Source organism: Pseudomonas sp. 2FE, assembly GCF_005503735.1.
In the GTDB taxonomy this organism is placed as follows: Bacteria; Pseudomonadota; Gammaproteobacteria; order Pseudomonadales; family Pseudomonadaceae; genus Aquipseudomonas.
In genome coordinates this window covers 60952-75896 of the sequence record NZ_SCMO01000013.1, presented here as the reverse complement: position 1 = coordinate 75896, position 14945 = coordinate 60952, and the positions used below count along the sequence as shown (strand labels likewise).

At 64.8% G+C, this 14945-nt stretch carries 15 protein-coding genes; 5 read left to right on the top strand and 10 right to left on the bottom strand.

Features of this window, described 5'->3' with window-relative positions:
• The first annotated feature begins 25 nt into the window (after positions 1-25).
• From FFS12_RS17095 to FFS12_RS17080, 4 genes are all read left to right on the top strand, one after another.
• Entirely contained in the window at positions 26-673 is a 648-nt protein-coding gene (locus FFS12_RS17095; protein ID WP_137888588.1) for a TIGR02281 family clan AA aspartic protease, read from the top strand.
• Between the two features lie 140 nt (positions 674-813).
• Positions 814-1434 carry a GTP cyclohydrolase II gene (ribA, locus tag FFS12_RS17090; protein ID WP_137820085.1) on the top strand — a complete coding sequence of 207 codons (621 nt, stop codon included), beginning with the start codon at positions 814-816 and terminating at the stop codon, positions 1432-1434.
• Complete coding sequence (locus tag FFS12_RS17085) at positions 1431-1847, top strand: MFS transporter (RefSeq protein ID WP_137820086.1); 417 nt, start codon at positions 1431-1433, stop codon at positions 1845-1847. The genes ribA and FFS12_RS17085 overlap by 4 nt, the downstream gene beginning before the upstream one ends.
• Positions 1847-2644 carry a cobalamin-binding protein gene (locus FFS12_RS17080; RefSeq protein WP_137888586.1) on the top strand — a complete coding sequence of 266 codons (798 nt, stop codon included), beginning with the start codon at positions 1847-1849 and terminating at the stop codon, positions 2642-2644. The genes FFS12_RS17085 and FFS12_RS17080 overlap by 1 nt, the downstream gene beginning before the upstream one ends.
• On the opposite strand, the gene dxs is transcribed toward FFS12_RS17080, so the two are convergent.
• The 3 genes from dxs to FFS12_RS17065 all read right to left on the bottom strand — a co-directional run bounded on the left by dxs (position 2641) and on the right by FFS12_RS17065 (position 8457).
• Positions 2641-4548 (bottom strand): 1-deoxy-D-xylulose-5-phosphate synthase, encoded by a 1908-nt coding sequence (gene dxs / locus FFS12_RS17075; protein ID WP_137888584.1) that lies wholly within the window; start codon positions 4546-4548, stop codon positions 2641-2643. The two genes, FFS12_RS17080 and dxs, sit on opposite strands and share 4 nt — an antisense overlap.
• Before the next feature lie 150 nt (positions 4549-4698).
• Entirely contained in the window at positions 4699-7983 is a 3285-nt protein-coding gene (locus tag FFS12_RS17070) for a carboxyl transferase domain-containing protein (protein ID WP_372239477.1), read from the bottom strand.
• 48 nt (positions 7984-8031) lie between these two features.
• Positions 8032-8457 (bottom strand): globin domain-containing protein, encoded by a 426-nt coding sequence (locus tag FFS12_RS17065; RefSeq protein ID WP_137888580.1) that lies wholly within the window; start codon positions 8455-8457, stop codon positions 8032-8034.
• 382 nt (positions 8458-8839) lie between these two features.
• On the opposite strand from FFS12_RS17065, the gene FFS12_RS17060 reads away from it, so the two are divergent.
• On the top strand, positions 8840-9709 hold the full coding sequence (locus FFS12_RS17060; protein WP_137888578.1) for a phosphatase PAP2 family protein: 870 nt from the start codon (positions 8840-8842) through the stop codon (positions 9707-9709).
• A gap of 54 nt (positions 9710-9763) precedes the next feature.
• Here FFS12_RS17060 and ispA read toward each other — a convergent pair whose 3' ends face one another.
• The 7 genes from ispA to eutC all read right to left on the bottom strand — a co-directional run bounded on the left by ispA (position 9764) and on the right by eutC (position 14935).
• Entirely contained in the window at positions 9764-10651 is an 888-nt protein-coding gene (gene ispA / locus FFS12_RS17055; protein WP_137888576.1) for a (2E,6E)-farnesyl diphosphate synthase, read from the bottom strand.
• The gene (locus FFS12_RS17050; protein WP_137888574.1) at positions 10648-10890 is read right to left on the bottom strand and encodes an exodeoxyribonuclease VII small subunit; all 243 of its coding nucleotides are present in this window, start codon (positions 10888-10890) and stop codon (positions 10648-10650) included. Before FFS12_RS17050 ends, ispA begins: the two co-directional genes overlap by 4 nt.
• A gap of 117 nt (positions 10891-11007) precedes the next feature.
• Complete coding sequence (gene ppa / locus FFS12_RS17045; protein WP_137820092.1) at positions 11008-11535, bottom strand: inorganic diphosphatase; 528 nt, start codon at positions 11533-11535, stop codon at positions 11008-11010.
• Positions 11536-11642: 107 nt separating this feature from the next.
• Entirely contained in the window at positions 11643-12461 is an 819-nt protein-coding gene (locus FFS12_RS17040) for a zinc-dependent peptidase (protein ID WP_137888572.1), read from the bottom strand.
• 13 nt (positions 12462-12474) lie between these two features.
• A complete protein-coding gene (locus FFS12_RS17035) occupies positions 12475-13140 on the bottom strand; it encodes a DedA family protein (RefSeq protein ID WP_137888570.1) in 666 nt (221 codons plus the stop codon).
• A gap of 288 nt (positions 13141-13428) precedes the next feature.
• Positions 13429-13884, bottom strand: a complete 456-nt coding sequence (locus tag FFS12_RS17030; RefSeq protein WP_137820095.1) for a GNAT family N-acetyltransferase — start codon at positions 13882-13884, stop codon at positions 13429-13431.
• Positions 13885-14086: 202 nt separating this feature from the next.
• Positions 14087-14935, bottom strand: coding sequence for an ethanolamine ammonia-lyase subunit EutC (gene eutC, locus FFS12_RS17025; protein WP_256657405.1), 849 nt, complete (start codon positions 14933-14935; stop codon positions 14087-14089).
• Positions 14936-14945: the final 10 nt, after the last annotated feature.

Sequence of the window (14945 nt, the reverse complement as noted above, 5' to 3'; positions counted from 1 at the left end):
CCTTCTAAGGATCGAGAGGAACCCGATGCGTAGCCTGAATCTGCTCTGTGCCGCTGTATTGCTGGCGACTGCTGGGAGCCTCTGGGCTGCTACTCAGGTGCGGGTGGTCGGCCTGTTCCCAGGAGCCGCCGTGCTGAATGTCGATGGCCTGCGCAAGCTGGTGAAAGTCGGCCAGACCGGCCCGGGCGGAGTGCTGGTGGTCAGCGCCGACAGCCACGGTGCGGTATTGCGGGTGGATGGCGTGGAGCGCGCCTATAGCCTCAGCCGCGAATACAGCGAAGGCTTTGCCGCGCCGACTAAGACGCAGCTGAGCATCGCCAAGGGCGTCGGTGGGCATTATTGGATTGCCGGCGCGGTCGATGGTCATCCGGTGCAGTTTCTCGTCGATACCGGCGCCACCTCCGTCGCGCTGAACGATGCCCAGGCCAAGCGCCTGGGGATCGATTATCGGGTGGAGGGCCAGCCGATGATGGTCAGCACCGCCAGCGGCACGGCTAAGGCCTGGCGCATCACGCTCAAGCGGGTCAAGGTCGGCGGCCTGGAAGTGCTCGGGGTGGAAGCGGTCGTGCTGGAAGGCGCTGCGCCGACCGAGGCGCTGCTCGGCATGAGCTTCCTCAATCGCGTCGGCTGGCGCGAGGAGCAGGGCGTGCTGGTGCTGGAGTCCAAGCTCTGAGCTAAAAACCACAAGCGCGGATCTAAAGATCAAAGCCTTTGATCTTTATGGCCAGCAATTCAGGCTGACTCGCTGGCGGATGCTGCTGTTACAATGCCGCCCTTGCGAATTTTCCGCCCTCTTATCTACAGGAGCATTCGGTGCCTGTCGTCTTCGTCGCCGCCTCCCAGCTGCCCACCCCTTTCGCAGTGTTCACCATGCATGGCTTTCGCGAGGAGGCCACCGGGCGAGAACATGTGGCGCTCACCCTGGGCGATGTGGCGGATGGTGCGCCGGTACTCGGTCGTCTGCACTCCGAGTGCCTGACCGGTGATGCCTTGTTCAGCCTGCGCTGCGATTGCGGCTTTCAGCTGGAGGCCGCGCTGCGCGCCATCGCCAAGGAAGGCCGCGGTGTGCTGCTCTACCTGCGGCAGGAAGGCCGCGGGATTGGCTTGCTGAACAAGATCCGCGCCTATGAGTTGCAGGATGGCGGCGCCGATACCGTCGAGGCCAACGAGCGTCTGGGGTTCGGTGCGGATCAGCGCGACTACGGCATTTGCCTGCCGATGCTCAAGCACTTGGGGATCGGCTCGCTAAAGTTGATGACCAATAATCCGCGCAAACTGAAGGCGTTGGCCGACATGGGCATTCCGGTCGCCGAACGTATGCCGCTGCAGATCGAGCACAACCCGCACAACAAGCACTACCTCGCGACCAAGGCCGGCAAGCTCGGCCATCTGCTGGGCAACCAGCACCAAGGCGAGGCCGAGGACAGTCTGTGACCCGCAATGCGGTGCGGCGGCGTCTGGCTCTGGTCTGGTGGCGGCAGCTGGCTCTGACCCTGGCGCCGCTGTTGCTTCTCAACCTGTTGTTCGGTGCCGACCAGGCGGTCTCGGTGTTGGCGATGCCGTTGTTCATTGCCGGGTTGGCCTCGATGTTCGTCAGCCTGCCGCTGTTCGGCGCCTACAAGCGCGCGCTGATCGCCACCGAGAAGGCCCTCGATACGCCAGCCGAGCCGGATGCCTGGCGGGAACTGGCGAATCGGCGGCGCCTGGCGTTTCTCGGCGCCGGGCTGCCGGCCTGGATCGCGGCGCTCGCGGTGTTCGCCGGGCTGGAGGCGATCCCGCTGATCCTGCTGGCGTTGTCCAGTCTGGTGCTGTTGTACCTCTACCGCATTCCCCGCCAACTCGGCTGATGCGCCCACTACTCGTCTGTCTGCTGCTGGCGCTGGCTTGGCCGGCGGCGGCGTTCGAGCGGGTGGTCAGCCTGGCGCCGTCCCTCAGTGAAATCATGCTGGAGCTGGATGCCGCTGGCCTGTTGGTCGGCGTGCTGGATGGCGGTGAGCGTCCGGCCGCGCTGGCGCATCTGCCTTCGGTCGGGCGTTATGGCCAGCTGGAATTGGAAAGCCTGCTGGCGCTTAAGCCCGATCTGGTGCTGCTCTGGCCAGGCAGCATCAGCGCCAGCCAGCGTGAGCAGCTAAAGCGCTTCGGCATTGCGTTGTATGAAGCCGAACCGCACAGCCTGGAGGCGCTCGGCCAGCAAGTGCTCGAGCTCGGCCGCCGCCTCGATCGTGCCCAGCGCGCCGAGCAGTTGGCGGCCGACTTCCAGGCGCGCCTGAGCGAGCTGCGCCGGCGTTATCGGCGCGCAGTGCCGCTGCGGGTGTTCTATCAGATCTGGGACACGCCGCTCTATACCATAGGTAACCGGCAGATCATCGGCGATGCGCTGCGGGTCTGCGGCGCCGAGAACCTGTTCGCCGATTTGCCCCTGCCGGCGCCGCAGGTCAGCGTCGAGGCGGTGCTGGCGCGTGATCCGCAGGTGATTCTGCTCAGCTCGCCGGGTTTGGCTGCCGCCTGGCAAGCCTGGCCGCAACTGACGGCAGTGCAACGCCGGCAAGTCTGGGCGATTCCGGATAAGGGCCTGGAGCGCCCCAGTTTGCAGATGCTCGGGGCGACCGAGAAGCTCTGCCAACTACTAGCTCGCGCCCCCTAGGCCAGCAGCGCCAGGCGTGCGCGCACGGACGCTTCGATGCCGGCGGCATCCAGGCCGCACTCGGCGAGCATGGCCGCCGGTTTGGCGTGCTCGACGTAATAGTCGGGCAGACCCAGGTGCAGGATCGGCTGCAGCAGGTTCTCACGGGCGAGGAATTCGCTGACGGCCGCACCGGCACCGCCCATCACCGAGTTCTCTTCGATGGTCACCAGCAGGTCGTGGCTGGCCGCCAATTGGCGAACCAGCGCCTCGTCCAGTGGTTTGACGAAACGCATGTCGACCACGGTTGCATCCAGGTTCGCGCCGACTACCAGGGCCTCGGCCAACTGTACGCCGAACACCAGCAAGGCGACTTTCTGGCCTTGGCGACGAACCAGGCCCTTGCCGATTTCCAGTGGTTCGAGTCCCGGCTCGATCACGGCATTCGGGCCACTGCCGCGCGGGTAACGCACCGCCGCCGGGCCTTGAAACAGATAACCGGTGCTGAGCATCTTGCGCAGTTCGTTCTCGTCGCTCGGGGTCATCAGCAAAATGCCGGGGATGCAGCGCAGGTAGGAGAGGTCGAAGCTGCCGGCGTGGGTCGGGCCGTCTTCACCGACCAGACCGGCGCGGTCGATGGCGAACAGCACGTCGAGGTGCTGCACCGCCACATCGTGAATCAGTTGGTCATAGCCACGCTGGAGGAAGGTCGAATAGATCGCCACCACCGGTTTTGCGCCTTCGCAGGCCATGCCGGCGGCGAGGGTGACGGCGTGTTGCTCGGCAATGGCGACGTCGAAGTAGCGCTGCGGGAAGCGCTCGCTGAAGGCCACCAGATCCGAGCCTTCCTTCATCGCCGGGGTGATGCCGGTCAGGCGCGGGTCCGTCTCGGCCATGTCGCACAGCCACTGGCCGAACACGCTGGAGTATTTCGGCCCGGCGGCCTGCTTGGGAATAGAGAGGGGGGCGCTGGCCGGGGCGTTGATCGGCTCCAGCTTGGTGATCGCGTGATAGCCGATCGGGTCCAGCTCGGCCGGGGCGAAGCCTTTGCCCTTCTTGGTGATCACATGGAGGAACTGCGGGCCTTCCAGGTCGCGCATATTGCGCAGCGTGGTGATCAGGGTCGGCAGGTCGTGGCCGTCGATCGGGCCGATGTAGTTCCAGCCCAGCTCCTCGAACAGGGTGCCGGGCACCAGCATGCCTTTGGCGTGCTCTTCGGTCTTGCGGGCGATTTCCCAGGCGCCGGGCAGGCGCGACAGCACTTTCTTGCTGCCCTCGCGCATGCTCGCATAGGTGCGGCTGGAGAGGATTTTCGCCAGGTAATTCGACAGGCCGCCGACGTTGTGCGAGATCGACATGTCGTTGTCGTTGAGCACCACCAGCATGTTGGCTTTGACGTCCGAGGCATGGTTCAGCGCCTCGAAGGCCATGCCCGCGGTCAGCGCGCCGTCACCGATGACGGCCACCGATTTGCGCTTGCTGCCTTGCAGCTGCGCGGCGATGGCCATGCCTAAGGCGGCGCTGATCGAGGTGCTGGAGTGGCCGACGCCGAAGGTGTCGTACTCGCTCTCGCTGCGCCGGGGGAAGGCGGCGATGCCGTCCTTCTGGCGCAGGGTGGTCATCTGCTGGCGGCGGCCGGTGAGGATCTTGTGCGGGTAGGCCTGATGGCCGACATCCCACACCAGACGATCTTCCGGGGTATCGAAGACGTAGTGCAGGGCGATGGTCAGCTCGACCACGCCGAGGCCGGCACCGAAATGCCCGCCGGTCTGCCCGACCGTGTAGAGCAGCTCTTGGCGCAGTTCGTCGGCGAGCGTCTCCAGCTCCGCCTCGCCCAGCCGGCGCAGCCCGGCTGGCGTCTCTACGCTGTCGAGCAGGGGCGTTACGGGGCGTTCGCGGGGAATCTCGTGAAACGTCGTGGGCATCAGGCAGATCGTTATAGGTATAAAAGATGCGGCAGTTTACCCGAATCGCCGCAAGCTACCCAAGTTGACCGTCGCTCCATGATTCGAGGTTGCCCGCGGCCCTGATGCGGCGGTGCTTTTGCCGCCATCCTGAGCACCGCGCCTGGCGGTTCACCAAGTATCGACAAACGCCCGCTTCTTGCCTTCGCGCCTGGCCGGACGCGGCGCAGCGTTGAGGCCACGCAGCAGCCAGCTGCGGGTGTCCTGCGGGTCGATCACCGCGTCGATTTCGAGGAAGCTGGCCATGTTGATGCCCTTACCGCTCTGGTAAGCCTTGGCGACCAGCTTGTCGAACAGCTGTTGTCGCTCGCTGAGATCCTCGAGCGCCGCCAGCTCTTTGGCAAAACCCAGGCGCACTGCGCCTTCCAGCCCCATGGCGCCGAATTCGCCGCTCGGCCAGGCGATGGTGAACAGCGGCGAGTGGAAGCTGCCGGCAGCCATCGCCTGGGCGCCGAGGCCGTAGCCCTTGCGCAGTACCACGGTGAAGAACGGCACGCTCAAGCTCGCCGCGGCGACGAACATGCGCGACACGTGCCGCACCGTGGCCTGTTTTTCCGCCTCTGGGCCGACCATGAAGCCGGGGGTGTCGCACAACGACAGCAGCGGTAAATCGAAGGCATCGCACAGCTGCATGAAACGCGCGGCCTTATCGCCGGCCATAGCGTCTATGGCACCGCCCAGATGCGCCGGGTTATTCGCCAAGAGGCCGAACGGCTTGCCCTCGATGCGGATCAGCGCGGTGATCAACCCCGGCGCGAATTGCCGGCGTAGTTCCAGCACCGAGCCGCTGTCGGCCAGGGTTTCGATCACCTGGCGGATGTCATAGACGCGCAGACGGTTTTCCGGGATCAACTGGCGCAGCTCGCGTTGGTCGGCGCACTGCCACTCGGCCAGCGGCCCTTGGAAATAAGCGAGGTACTGCTTCGCCACGCGCACGGCGGCGGCTTCGTCCGCCACCAGCACATCGATCACCCCATTGGGGCCCTGCACGGCAACCGGGCCGACCTGTTCCGGGGTGAAGCTGCCGAGGCCGCCGCCTTCGATCATCGCCGGGCCGGCCATGCCGATGCTGGCGTTCTCGGTGGCGATGATCACGTCGCAGCAGCCAAGCAGTGCGGCGTTGCCGGCGAAGCAGCGGCCGGAGACCACGCCCACCAGTGGCACCAGGCCGGACAGCTTGGCCATGCCGACGAAGGTGTGGCAATCCAGCCCGGCCACGCCGACAAAATCGCTATCGCCGGGCCGGCCGCCGCCGCCCTCGGCAAATAGCACCAGCGGCAGACGCCACTGCTCGGCCAGTTGCAGCATACGGTCGGTCTTCTTGTGGTTCATCACGCCCTGGGTGCCGGCGAACACCGTGTAGTCGTAGGCAATGGCCATGCAGCGCGCGTGCTCGGCGCCGAACTGCGCGGCGTTGACCGTGCCGATACCGCTAACCAAGCCATCGGCCGGGCTCTGCTGGATCAGTTCTGCCAGCGAATTGCGGCGGCGGCGGGCGGCGATGGCCAGGGCGCCGTATTCGATAAAGCTGCCGTCATCCAGCAGGTCATCGAGGTTTTCCCGGGTGGTGCGCTGGCCGGTCTTGCGCCGTTTCGCCACCGCGTCCGGGCGGCGTTCGTCGCGGGTGAGGGCGTGGCGTTCGAGCACTTCGGCAAGGTCGGCGCGGAGGTAGTCGAGGTCGCTGCTTTCCTCGTGCTCGACCGCGTAGTGGCCGACTTCGGCCGGCTCGATAAACAGCAGCGGCTGGCCTTCGAACAGGCTATCGCCGGGCTTGGCTACCAGCGCGCGGACGATGCCGCTGTGCTGGGCCTTGACCACCAACTCCATCTTCATCGCCTCCAGCACGGCGATGCTTTGGCCGACGGCCACGCTATCCCCTGGCTGCACGTCGAGGCTGACCACTACACCGGCAGTCGGCGCCTCCAGGGCCAGGCAGCCGACAGGAGCATCCATAGCTTGTCGGGTTTTCTCTGTCGGCGCCGCGGCTTGCGGGAAGAACAGGTGGGGATGGGCTTGCGTTTGCGGCGCCAGCAGCAGGTCGATCTGTTCTTCAACAAAGCGCGTGGTGACGCTGTTGCTGGCGACCTGCGGTTGGCGCAGCAGGTTTTGCAGGAAGTGGATATTGCTCGCCACCCCTTCCAATCGGAATTCACACAGCGCGCGATAGGCCCGTCGCAGCACGCCGGGGAAGTCGCTGGCGGCGTGGACGATCAGCTTGGCCAGCAGCGAGTCATAGCTGCTGCTGGCGCTATAGCCGGCATAGCCACAGCCATCGACCCGAATCCCCGCGCCGCTGGGCGGTTCGTAGGCGCTGAGCACGCCGGCGGCCGGTTGCACGCTGCCATCGGCGGCCATGCTTTCCAGGTTGATCCGCAGTTGTACGGCAAAGCCGCGCGGGGCGGGGATTTGCGCTTGCTGCAATCCCAGCTGGGCCAGGCTGGCGCCGCCGGCGACGCGCAATTGCGCCTGTACCAGATCAACTCCAGTCACCGCCTCGGTCACCGTGTGCTCGACCTGCAGGCGTGGGTTGGCTTCCATAAAGACGAAGTCGCCGTTGTCCTCATCGACGAGAAACTCGAAAGTGCCCAGCGTCTGATAGTCAACGGCCGCGGCCAGGTGCAGCGCGGCCTGGAGGATGGCCTCGCGCAGCACCGCCGGCAGGTTCGGGCTGGGGGCGATTTCCACCAGCTTCTGGTTGCGCCGTTGCAGGGTGCAGTCGCGCTCCCACAGGTGGCTGACCTCGTGGCCATCGCCGATCACCTGCACTTCGATATGCCGGGCGTTGCGGATCAGTCGTTCGACATACAGGTCGCCATTACCGAAAGCCGCGGTGGCCTCCGACTGGCAGCGCGCATAGGCCTCGGCCACGTTTTCGGCGTTGTACACCGCGCGCATGCCGCGCCCGCCGCCACCGGCCAGCGCCTTGATCATCATCGCGCCGCCGGCGCCGAGGTCACTGAAGAAAGCCTGGGCTTCGGCCAGGCTGGTCGGTTGGTTGGTTCCGGCCGCCAGCGGCACGCCGCAACGCAGGGCCAGGGCGCGGGCTTGGGTCTTGTCGCCGAACTGCTCCAGCACGGCGGCCGTCGGGCCGACGAAGCAGAGCCCCACGGCTTGGCAGCGGCGGGCGAACTCGGCGTTTTCGGCGAGAAAGCCATAGCCCGGATGAATCGCGTCGCAACCCTGGGCCAGGGCGGCGGCGATCAGCTGATCCATGTCCAGGTAAGCGCCGACCCCGCGACCGCGCAGCGCAACCGCCGCGTCGGTTTTGCGAGTGTGCAGTGAGGTCGCGTCGTCTTCGGCGTAGACCGACACGCTGCGGATGTCCAACTCGGCGGCGGCGCGGGCGATACGGATGGCGATTTCGCCGCGGTTGGCAATCAGCAGGGCTTTGAACATGGCTCGACTCATTTGATAAAGGGCGGATGAGCACTTTGGGAGTGCGGGTTAAAGCGCTGGGGTTTGGATTTCTTTCTGCAGGGTGATCAATGTGTTCGCCAGGTGCTCATAGGCGCAGCGCCAGGCGTGAATGGCGGCTTCAGAAATGGCCTCTGTTCCCAGTGCCTGCCGAAATGCCGAAAACAGTGCGTTGGCAACCATTTCGAAATGCTCTTCCTGCAGGTTTATTCGATGGTGCATGCGGGCAATCTTGGGCGCGTGCTTGAGGAAGGGTTCAAGGTTGTCGATGCTGGCGGCGTAGCTGGCCACAATGCCCGCCAGGGACGGCAGCCCTGCTCGCTGCAATATTGCATAGGCAGGTTTGTGGTCCTTGGATAGGTTTTCGTAGACCAGTTGGTTTATTTCCTGAGACTTTTCCCTGATGGCGCCAGCGGTTTGCTTGATCAGCTGAACTGCCGTGTTATCGATAGCCATGCTCACTCCTTGATGCTTGGTTGCGTTGGGCTTCTGACGAGAGCCTGCAGTTACAACAGTGCTTCCAATTCGTTCTTCTTCACCCTGGCAACTGCTGTCATCGGCAGGCAGCCAGGGGGCCTTGCACCAGCTCAGCAGGTTCTTGACGGGCATCCTGAACGCCGGCTTTTTATTCTTCCGTATAGCGCTTTCCCCTAGCTTAGGCAGCCTGCGCCGCGCAGAGGAAGCTTGCTGCTCGGGGCGAATGCTTGGCCACAGGCCGCGCTGATAATGCCGTCTGTGCCTGCTCGGCTTGCCAAGTGGTACGGCGGTGCATTAGAAGTGGCGAGCGCTGCCCACCCATAATCCCTAACCAGCGGTTGCAACCGCTTAAGGCCCCGCGATGCTCGACCTGCTGCACAATCTCGACTGGGTGTTGCCCCTGCGCAGCGACTGGCTAACGCCGCTGATGCGACTGTTCACGCTGCTCGGCTACGAAAAATTCATCCTGTTCTTCTTGCCGTTGGGCTACTGGGCCTGGAGCAAGTCGGTGTTTATGCGCTTGTTCGTGCTGGTGGCTATCACGGCGGTGTTGAACGCCTACCTGAAGGATCTCTGGCAGGACCCGCGGCCGGATCTGGCCTTGCGCATGGACCATGAGGTAGGCGATAGCTTCGGCATGCCCAGCGGCCATGCGCAGATCGCCGTAGTGCTCTGGCTGTGGCTGGCCTATGAAGTGCGCCGCCCTTGGTTCTGGCTGTTGAGCGGAGTGGTGGTGACGGGGATTATCTTCAGCCGGCTCTATCTCGGCGCCCATGACCTTGAGGACGTGCTGGTGGGGGCGCTGCTTGGCGGCGTGACCCTGCTGCTGTTCGCGCGGGTCAAGGACTGGCGCTGGTGGCGGCAGGCCAATGGGTTCTGGCATCTGGCGCTGATCACGCTGGTGGCGCTGCTCTGCTCCTTCACCTGGCAGGGTGTGGCGCCGAACTATGTGCCCTTGCTCGCGGGCTTGTTGGTCGGGGTGTTGTTCGGTTACCGGCAGGTCGGCTTTGCCACGGCAACGCTGTGGTGGAAGCGGGCGTTGGCGGCCGCGTTGGGCGCACTGGCGTTTATCGGCTTGCAGGCGCTGCTCAAATGGCTGGGCCCGCAGTTGGCGCTGCAACCGCTGTTCTGGCAGGGCATTCGAGGCCTGACCATGGGGTTGTTCGTGGCGGCGTTGATGCCCTGGTTGTTGCTCAGGCTGTGGTTGTTGCCGGCGCGCGAAACGCTCTAAGAAATAGGGCAATAAAACAACGCCGGGCAGTGCCCGGCGTTGTTTTATTGCGGCTCAGCTGCGCCGTTCGACGATATAGCGCGCCAGTTCGCGCAGCGGTTCGGCGGCTTCGTCGAAGGGGCGCAGAGCGTGCAGTGCCTGGTCGCGCAGCTCCAGGGCATAGGCCTTGGCGGCGTCGAGGCCGAGCAGGGCCGGGTAGGTCGGTTTGTCGCGTGCGATATCGGCGCCTTGGCGTTTGCCCAGGGTGGCGGTATCGCTTTCCACGTCGAGGATATCGTCCTGCACCTGGAACGCCAGGCCGACCGCCTGGGCGTAGCTCTGCAAGGCTTTCAGCGTCCGCTCATCCGCGCGGCCACTGGCCAGGGCGCCGAGACGCACGCTGGCCTCGATCAGCGCGCCGGTCTTGTGCCGGTGCATGACTTCCAAGGCGTGCCGATCGAGCTTGCGGCCCACCGAGCCGAGGTCGATGGCTTGGCCGCCGACCATCCCGGCGGGGCCGGCGGCAACGGCCAGGCTGGTGATCATCGTCAGGCGCAGGTCGGCGTCCTGCGGGTTGCGCTGCGGGTCGGCGAGCACTTCGAAGGCCAGGCTCTGCAGGCCGTCACCGGCGAGGATCGCGCTGGCCTCGTCGAAGGCCTTATGGGTGGTTGGCTGACCGCGACGCAAGTCGTCATCGTCCATCGCCGGCAGGTCGTCATGCACCAGCGAGTAAGCGTGGATCAGCTCGACCGCGCAGGCCGCGGCGTCGGCGCGGCCGATGTCGCCCTCCAGCGCTTCGCAGGCGGCGTACACCAGTAACGGACGCACGCGCTTGCCGCCGTTGATCACGCTGTAGCGCATGGCCTGATAGAGCCGCACCAGTTCGCTACGTGGGGCCTTGAAGAGGTCCTCCAGCGCCGCGTCGACGCGCAACTGGCAGCTTTTCTGGTAGGCCGCGATCATGCGGATTGCTCCGCGTCGAAGGGGGCTTCCTCCAGCTCGCCATCGCGTTCGAGGAGGATCTGCACCTTCTGCTCGGCTTGGGCGAGCGCCGCTTGGCAGTCACGAGTCAAGCGGATGCCTTGCTCGAAGGCGGCCAGCGAGTCTTCCAGCGACAGCTCGCCATTTTCCAAGCGCTCGACCAGATTTTGCAAGTCGGCGAGGGATTGTTCGAAATCTAAGGCGGCTTTTTTGCGGGCCATGGGCAACTCGGCGGGGGTATGCGGATGCCCGCGACACTAGCAGAGCCAAGGCCGCTCGGGCAAATTGCGGGCATAAAAAAGCCGGCTTGTGGCCGGCCTTTCGGGGGTGGGTTTGGCTTATTTTTGGTAAGCCGCAACCGCCTTAAGAATTTCGGCGCGGGCCGCGTCGGCATTGCCCCAGCCTTCGACCTTGACCCATTTGCCTTTCTCGAGATCCTTGTAGTTCTCGAAGAAGTGCTTGATCTGCTCCAGCAGCAGGGCCGGCAGGTCGGTGTATTCCTGCACGTCTTTGTACAGCACGGACAGCTTGTCGTGCGGTACGGCGAGCAGCTTGGCGTCGCCGCCGGCTTCGTCGGTCATGTGCAGGATGCCGACCGGGCGTGCGCGGATCACCGAGCCTGGGGCCACCGGATACGGGGTCACCACCAGCACGTCGAGGGCGTCGCCATCGTCGGCCAGGGTGTTGGGGATGTAGCCGTAGTTGGCCGGGTAGAACATCGGCGTGGCCATGAAGCGGTCGACGAACAGGCAGTCGCTGTCCTTGTCGATTTCGTACTTGATCGGCGCGTGGTTGGCCGGAATCTCGATGGCGACGTAGATGTCGTTCGGCAGATCAAGGCCTGCCGGGATCTTGCTGTAGCTCATGGGTGATGTTCCCTGGGTTGGCCAAACAGGCTTTGACCTCTGTGGCTCAGGTCAAAAAGTGGGCGCGATTATAGGCATATTCCCCGGCCGTTACCATGTTTGGGCGCTTAGCCTTTGGTCGCGTGCGGGTAGCCCGGCCGGCTGGCCTGCAATTGGCGCAGCCGCGCCAGCGGGTCTTGCCGGTAGAAGGCTTTCAGTTGCGCGTACACCGCGGGGTACGCGCTTGCCAGCACATCCGGGGCGCTGAAGAAGTATTCGCTGGTGACGGCGAAGAACTCGCCGGGGTCTTCCGCGGCGTAAGGATCGATCGGCGTGTGCGCATCCGGATGCCGGTCGAGGCGGGCATTCAAGTCGTCATAGGCGCTCTGCATGGCGCTGGACCAGTCGTCGAGGCGCATATCGCTGTGCAGCGGCGGCAGGCCATTGGCGTCGCCGGTGAGCATGTCCAGCTTGTGCGCCAGTTCGTGGATCACCAGGTTGTATGCCTCCCAGCCGCCGCTGTTGAGCACGCCGGGCCAGGCCAGAATCACCGGGCCGCGCAGCCAGGCTTCGCCACTGTGCTCGCCCTGCCACTCATGCACCACGCCGCTGGAGTCGCGATGGCGCTGCGGGCTGACGAAGTCATCCGGGTAGAGCACCAGTTCGTGAAAACCCTGGTACCAGTCCAGGTCGGCCAAGTGCAGCAGGGGTAGTTGGGCTTGGGCGGCCAGCAGCAGGCGCCCCTCGGCATCCAACTCGACGCCGGGCAGCGCGGTCAGGTGCTTGGCATGCAGAAACAGCACGGCACGCTGGCGCAGGCGTTGATCCTCGGCGCCGCTCAGGCCGTCGAGAATCGGCAGGCGTTGGTGTACGCGGGCCCAGAGGGCGGGATCAAGCGGATGTTTGGCGAGGATGCGGCGGTGGCGCCAGGAGCGGAGAAACCACATGGGCGCCGGCTCGTCAGTTGGGTTGCTTGGCGTGGTTGCTGGACGCTGTCGGGTGCAAGCGATGGTTCAGCCAGCCGATCAGCATAGGCAGCAGGGACAGGCCGATGATGGCGATGATCGCCAGCGTGAGGTGCTGCTTGATAAAGGGCACATTGCCGAAGAAGTAACCGAGCGTGACCAGGCCGCCGACCCAGGCCAGGGTGCCGGCCGCGCTGAAGGCGAGGAAACGCGGGTAGGGCATCTTGCCAACGCCGGCGACGAAGGGTGCGAAGGTCCGTACTATCGGCAGAAAACGTGCGAGGGTCACGGTTTTGCCACCGTGGCGATCGTAGAAGTCGTGGGTGCGTTGCAGGTAGTCGCGGCGGAAGATTTTTGAGTCCGGGTTGCGGAACAAGCGTTCGCCGACGGTGCGGCCGATCAGGTAGTTGGTGCTGTCGCCGCTGATCGCCGCCAGCATCAGCAGCCCGGCCAGCAAGAGCGGGTCCATGCTGCCGCTAGCGCAGACGGCGCCGGCGATAAACAGCAGGGAGTCGCCGGGCAGGAAGGGCGTCACCACCAGGCCGGTCTCGCAGAAGATCACCAGAAACAGGATGGCGTAGATCCAGGCGCCGTAATTCGCGACCAGCAAGTCCAGGTAGACGTCGAGGTGCAGGATAAGGTCAAGCGGGTTGAATTCCATGTAACGCCTGTTTCGCTGCGCGGGGAGTCGATGCACGGGCCTGGAGGGCGCCGGCGCTGAAGTCGGCATTATAAGGGCAAGGGCAAGTCGTGGCGCTTCAGTTTGTTGCAGCGGTTGTCCGAGCTTGCGACGAAGGGCTGCTGGCGCGGGCGACGGCTCGCCAAGCGCGGTAGTTCTTAAGCGGCCGGTTAGCCGTACTCACGGCTGGATTAGCGTTTGTGCAGCTGACGCCGTTCCGCACCAAATGGATGCGTTGGTGCGGCACGGCGAGCCTCTCGGGCTGCCCGCTCAGTCGCCGTTGATCGGTAGCACGTAGTTCTTGAACTGAGTGTCTTCGCGAAAGCCGATCGACTCGTAGACCTTCTGCGCCACTGCGTTGTTGCTGCTGGTGGAGACGCGCATCCGCACGGCCTGGGTCTCTTTGGCCATCTTCTTGGCGGTTTGCAGCAGCCGGTCGGCGACCAACTGGCGGCGGGCGTCTTCGGCGACGTAGATGTCGTTGAGGATCCACACGCGCTTGAGCGACAGCGAGGAGTAGCTCGGGTAGAGCTGACAGAAACCCAGCAGCTTGTCGTCGTCATCGGCCAGCGCCAGGTAGATCACCGATTCTTTGCGGCGCAGGCGCTTCTCGAGAAATTTTTTCGACGAGTCGGGATAAGGCAGCTCGCCATAGAACTCGCGGTATCTGACGAACAACGGAGCCAGCAGATCCAGATGCTCCAGAGTGGCTTGGACGATGCGCATGGTGGGCCTCGGCTGCAATTGAATGGGGCGGGGCAGGCAAGGCAGGTGCTATGCCAGCGGTCGAAGCGATGCTGCCTAAAGCTTATAGAAAGCGCAATCCAAGCAAGCGTTTGATTTTTTCGGATGAATCAACAGCCTTTTGCCTGGTTTCGCCCTGCCCGGCCTGCGGCACTAAGGCGAGAGACGGTATTTAGGTTGGCAATCAGCTCGGGTTCTTTGGCCTCTGCGGCTCCGCGAGGAGGAAGTTGGCCGTTAGGCCCTGGCCTTCTCCGGACTCCAGGGTCTGCACTTCGGCCTCATCCTTGAGGTTGACCCCGGACAGCTGGCGCCGACAGGCCTCGCGCATCAGGTAGAGCAGGCGGTGCGCGGCCATGCCATAGCTCAAGCCTTCCAGGCGCACGTTGGAGATGCAGTTGCGGTAGGCGTCGGTCAGGCCGACCCTGGGCGCATAGGTGAAGTACAGGCCGAGGCTGTCCGGCGAACTCAGGCCGGGGCGTTCGCCGATCAGGATCACCACCATGCGGGCGCCGAGCAGTTCGCCGATTTCATCGGCTACCGCGACCCGGCCCTGTTCCACCAGCAGCACCGGCGATAGCGACCAGCCTTCGGCCAACGCCTGCTCTTCCAGGCGCGCGAGAAACGGCAGGCTATGCCGATGTACGGCGAGCGCCGAGAGACCGTCGGCCACCACTATCGCCAGGTCGACGCCGCCGGGATTGGCCTGGGCGTAGTCGCGCAACTGCTGTGCCGAGGCGTCATTCAGGCGGCGGCCCAGATCGGGGCGTTGCAGGTAGCTGTGGCGGTCGCCGGCGGCACTGTGCAGCAGCAAGCTGGCACGGCCGCGCTCGGCCAGTTGGGCGCTGAGGCCGGGGTGATCGAACGGCAGGTGCACGGCGTCGCGCGCCTGCGCGTGGGCATATTGAAAGTCCAGCTGCGCGCCGGTCGGCAGGCTGGTGCCGGCGCGCCCGAGGGCAATCCGTGCCGGGGTCAGGCGGCGCAGCTCCTGCCAGGGATTTTCGCTGGTGCCGGAGATAGGGTTGTCGTTGTTCATATGGGGTTTC

Coding starts and splice junctions, on each gene's coding strand:
- FFS12_RS17065 (WP_137888580.1), bottom strand. CDS start 8,457: ATGGCTATCGATAACACGGCAGTTCAGCTGATCAAGCAAACCGCTGGC.
- FFS12_RS17030 (WP_137820095.1), bottom strand. CDS start 13,884: ATGCGCATCGTCCAAGCCACTCTGGAGCATCTGGATCTGCTGGCTCCG.
- FFS12_RS17040 (WP_137888572.1), bottom strand. CDS start 12,461: ATGTGGTTTCTCCGCTCCTGGCGCCACCGCCGCATCCTCGCCAAACAT.
- FFS12_RS17035 (WP_137888570.1), bottom strand. CDS start 13,140: ATGGAATTCAACCCGCTTGACCTTATCCTGCACCTCGACGTCTACCTG.
- ispA (WP_137888576.1), bottom strand. CDS start 10,651: ATGATCGCGGCCTACCAGAAAAGCTGCCAGTTGCGCGTCGACGCGGCG.
- eutC (WP_256657405.1), bottom strand. CDS start 14,935: ATGAACAACGACAACCCTATCTCCGGCACCAGCGAAAATCCCTGGCAG.
- FFS12_RS17050 (WP_137888574.1), bottom strand. CDS start 10,890: ATGGCCCGCAAAAAAGCCGCCTTAGATTTCGAACAATCCCTCGCCGAC.
- FFS12_RS17060 (WP_137888578.1), top strand. CDS start 8,840: ATGCTCGACCTGCTGCACAATCTCGACTGGGTGTTGCCCCTGCGCAGC.
- FFS12_RS17070 (WP_372239477.1), bottom strand. CDS start 7,983: ATGTTCAAAGCCCTGCTGATTGCCAACCGCGGCGAAATCGCCATCCGT.
- FFS12_RS17095 (WP_137888588.1), top strand. CDS start 26: ATGCGTAGCCTGAATCTGCTCTGTGCCGCTGTATTGCTGGCGACTGCT.
- dxs (WP_137888584.1), bottom strand. CDS start 4,548: ATGCCCACGACGTTTCACGAGATTCCCCGCGAACGCCCCGTAACGCCC.
- ppa (WP_137820092.1), bottom strand. CDS start 11,535: ATGAGCTACAGCAAGATCCCGGCAGGCCTTGATCTGCCGAACGACATC.
- FFS12_RS17080 (WP_137888586.1), top strand. CDS start 1,847: ATGCGCCCACTACTCGTCTGTCTGCTGCTGGCGCTGGCTTGGCCGGCG.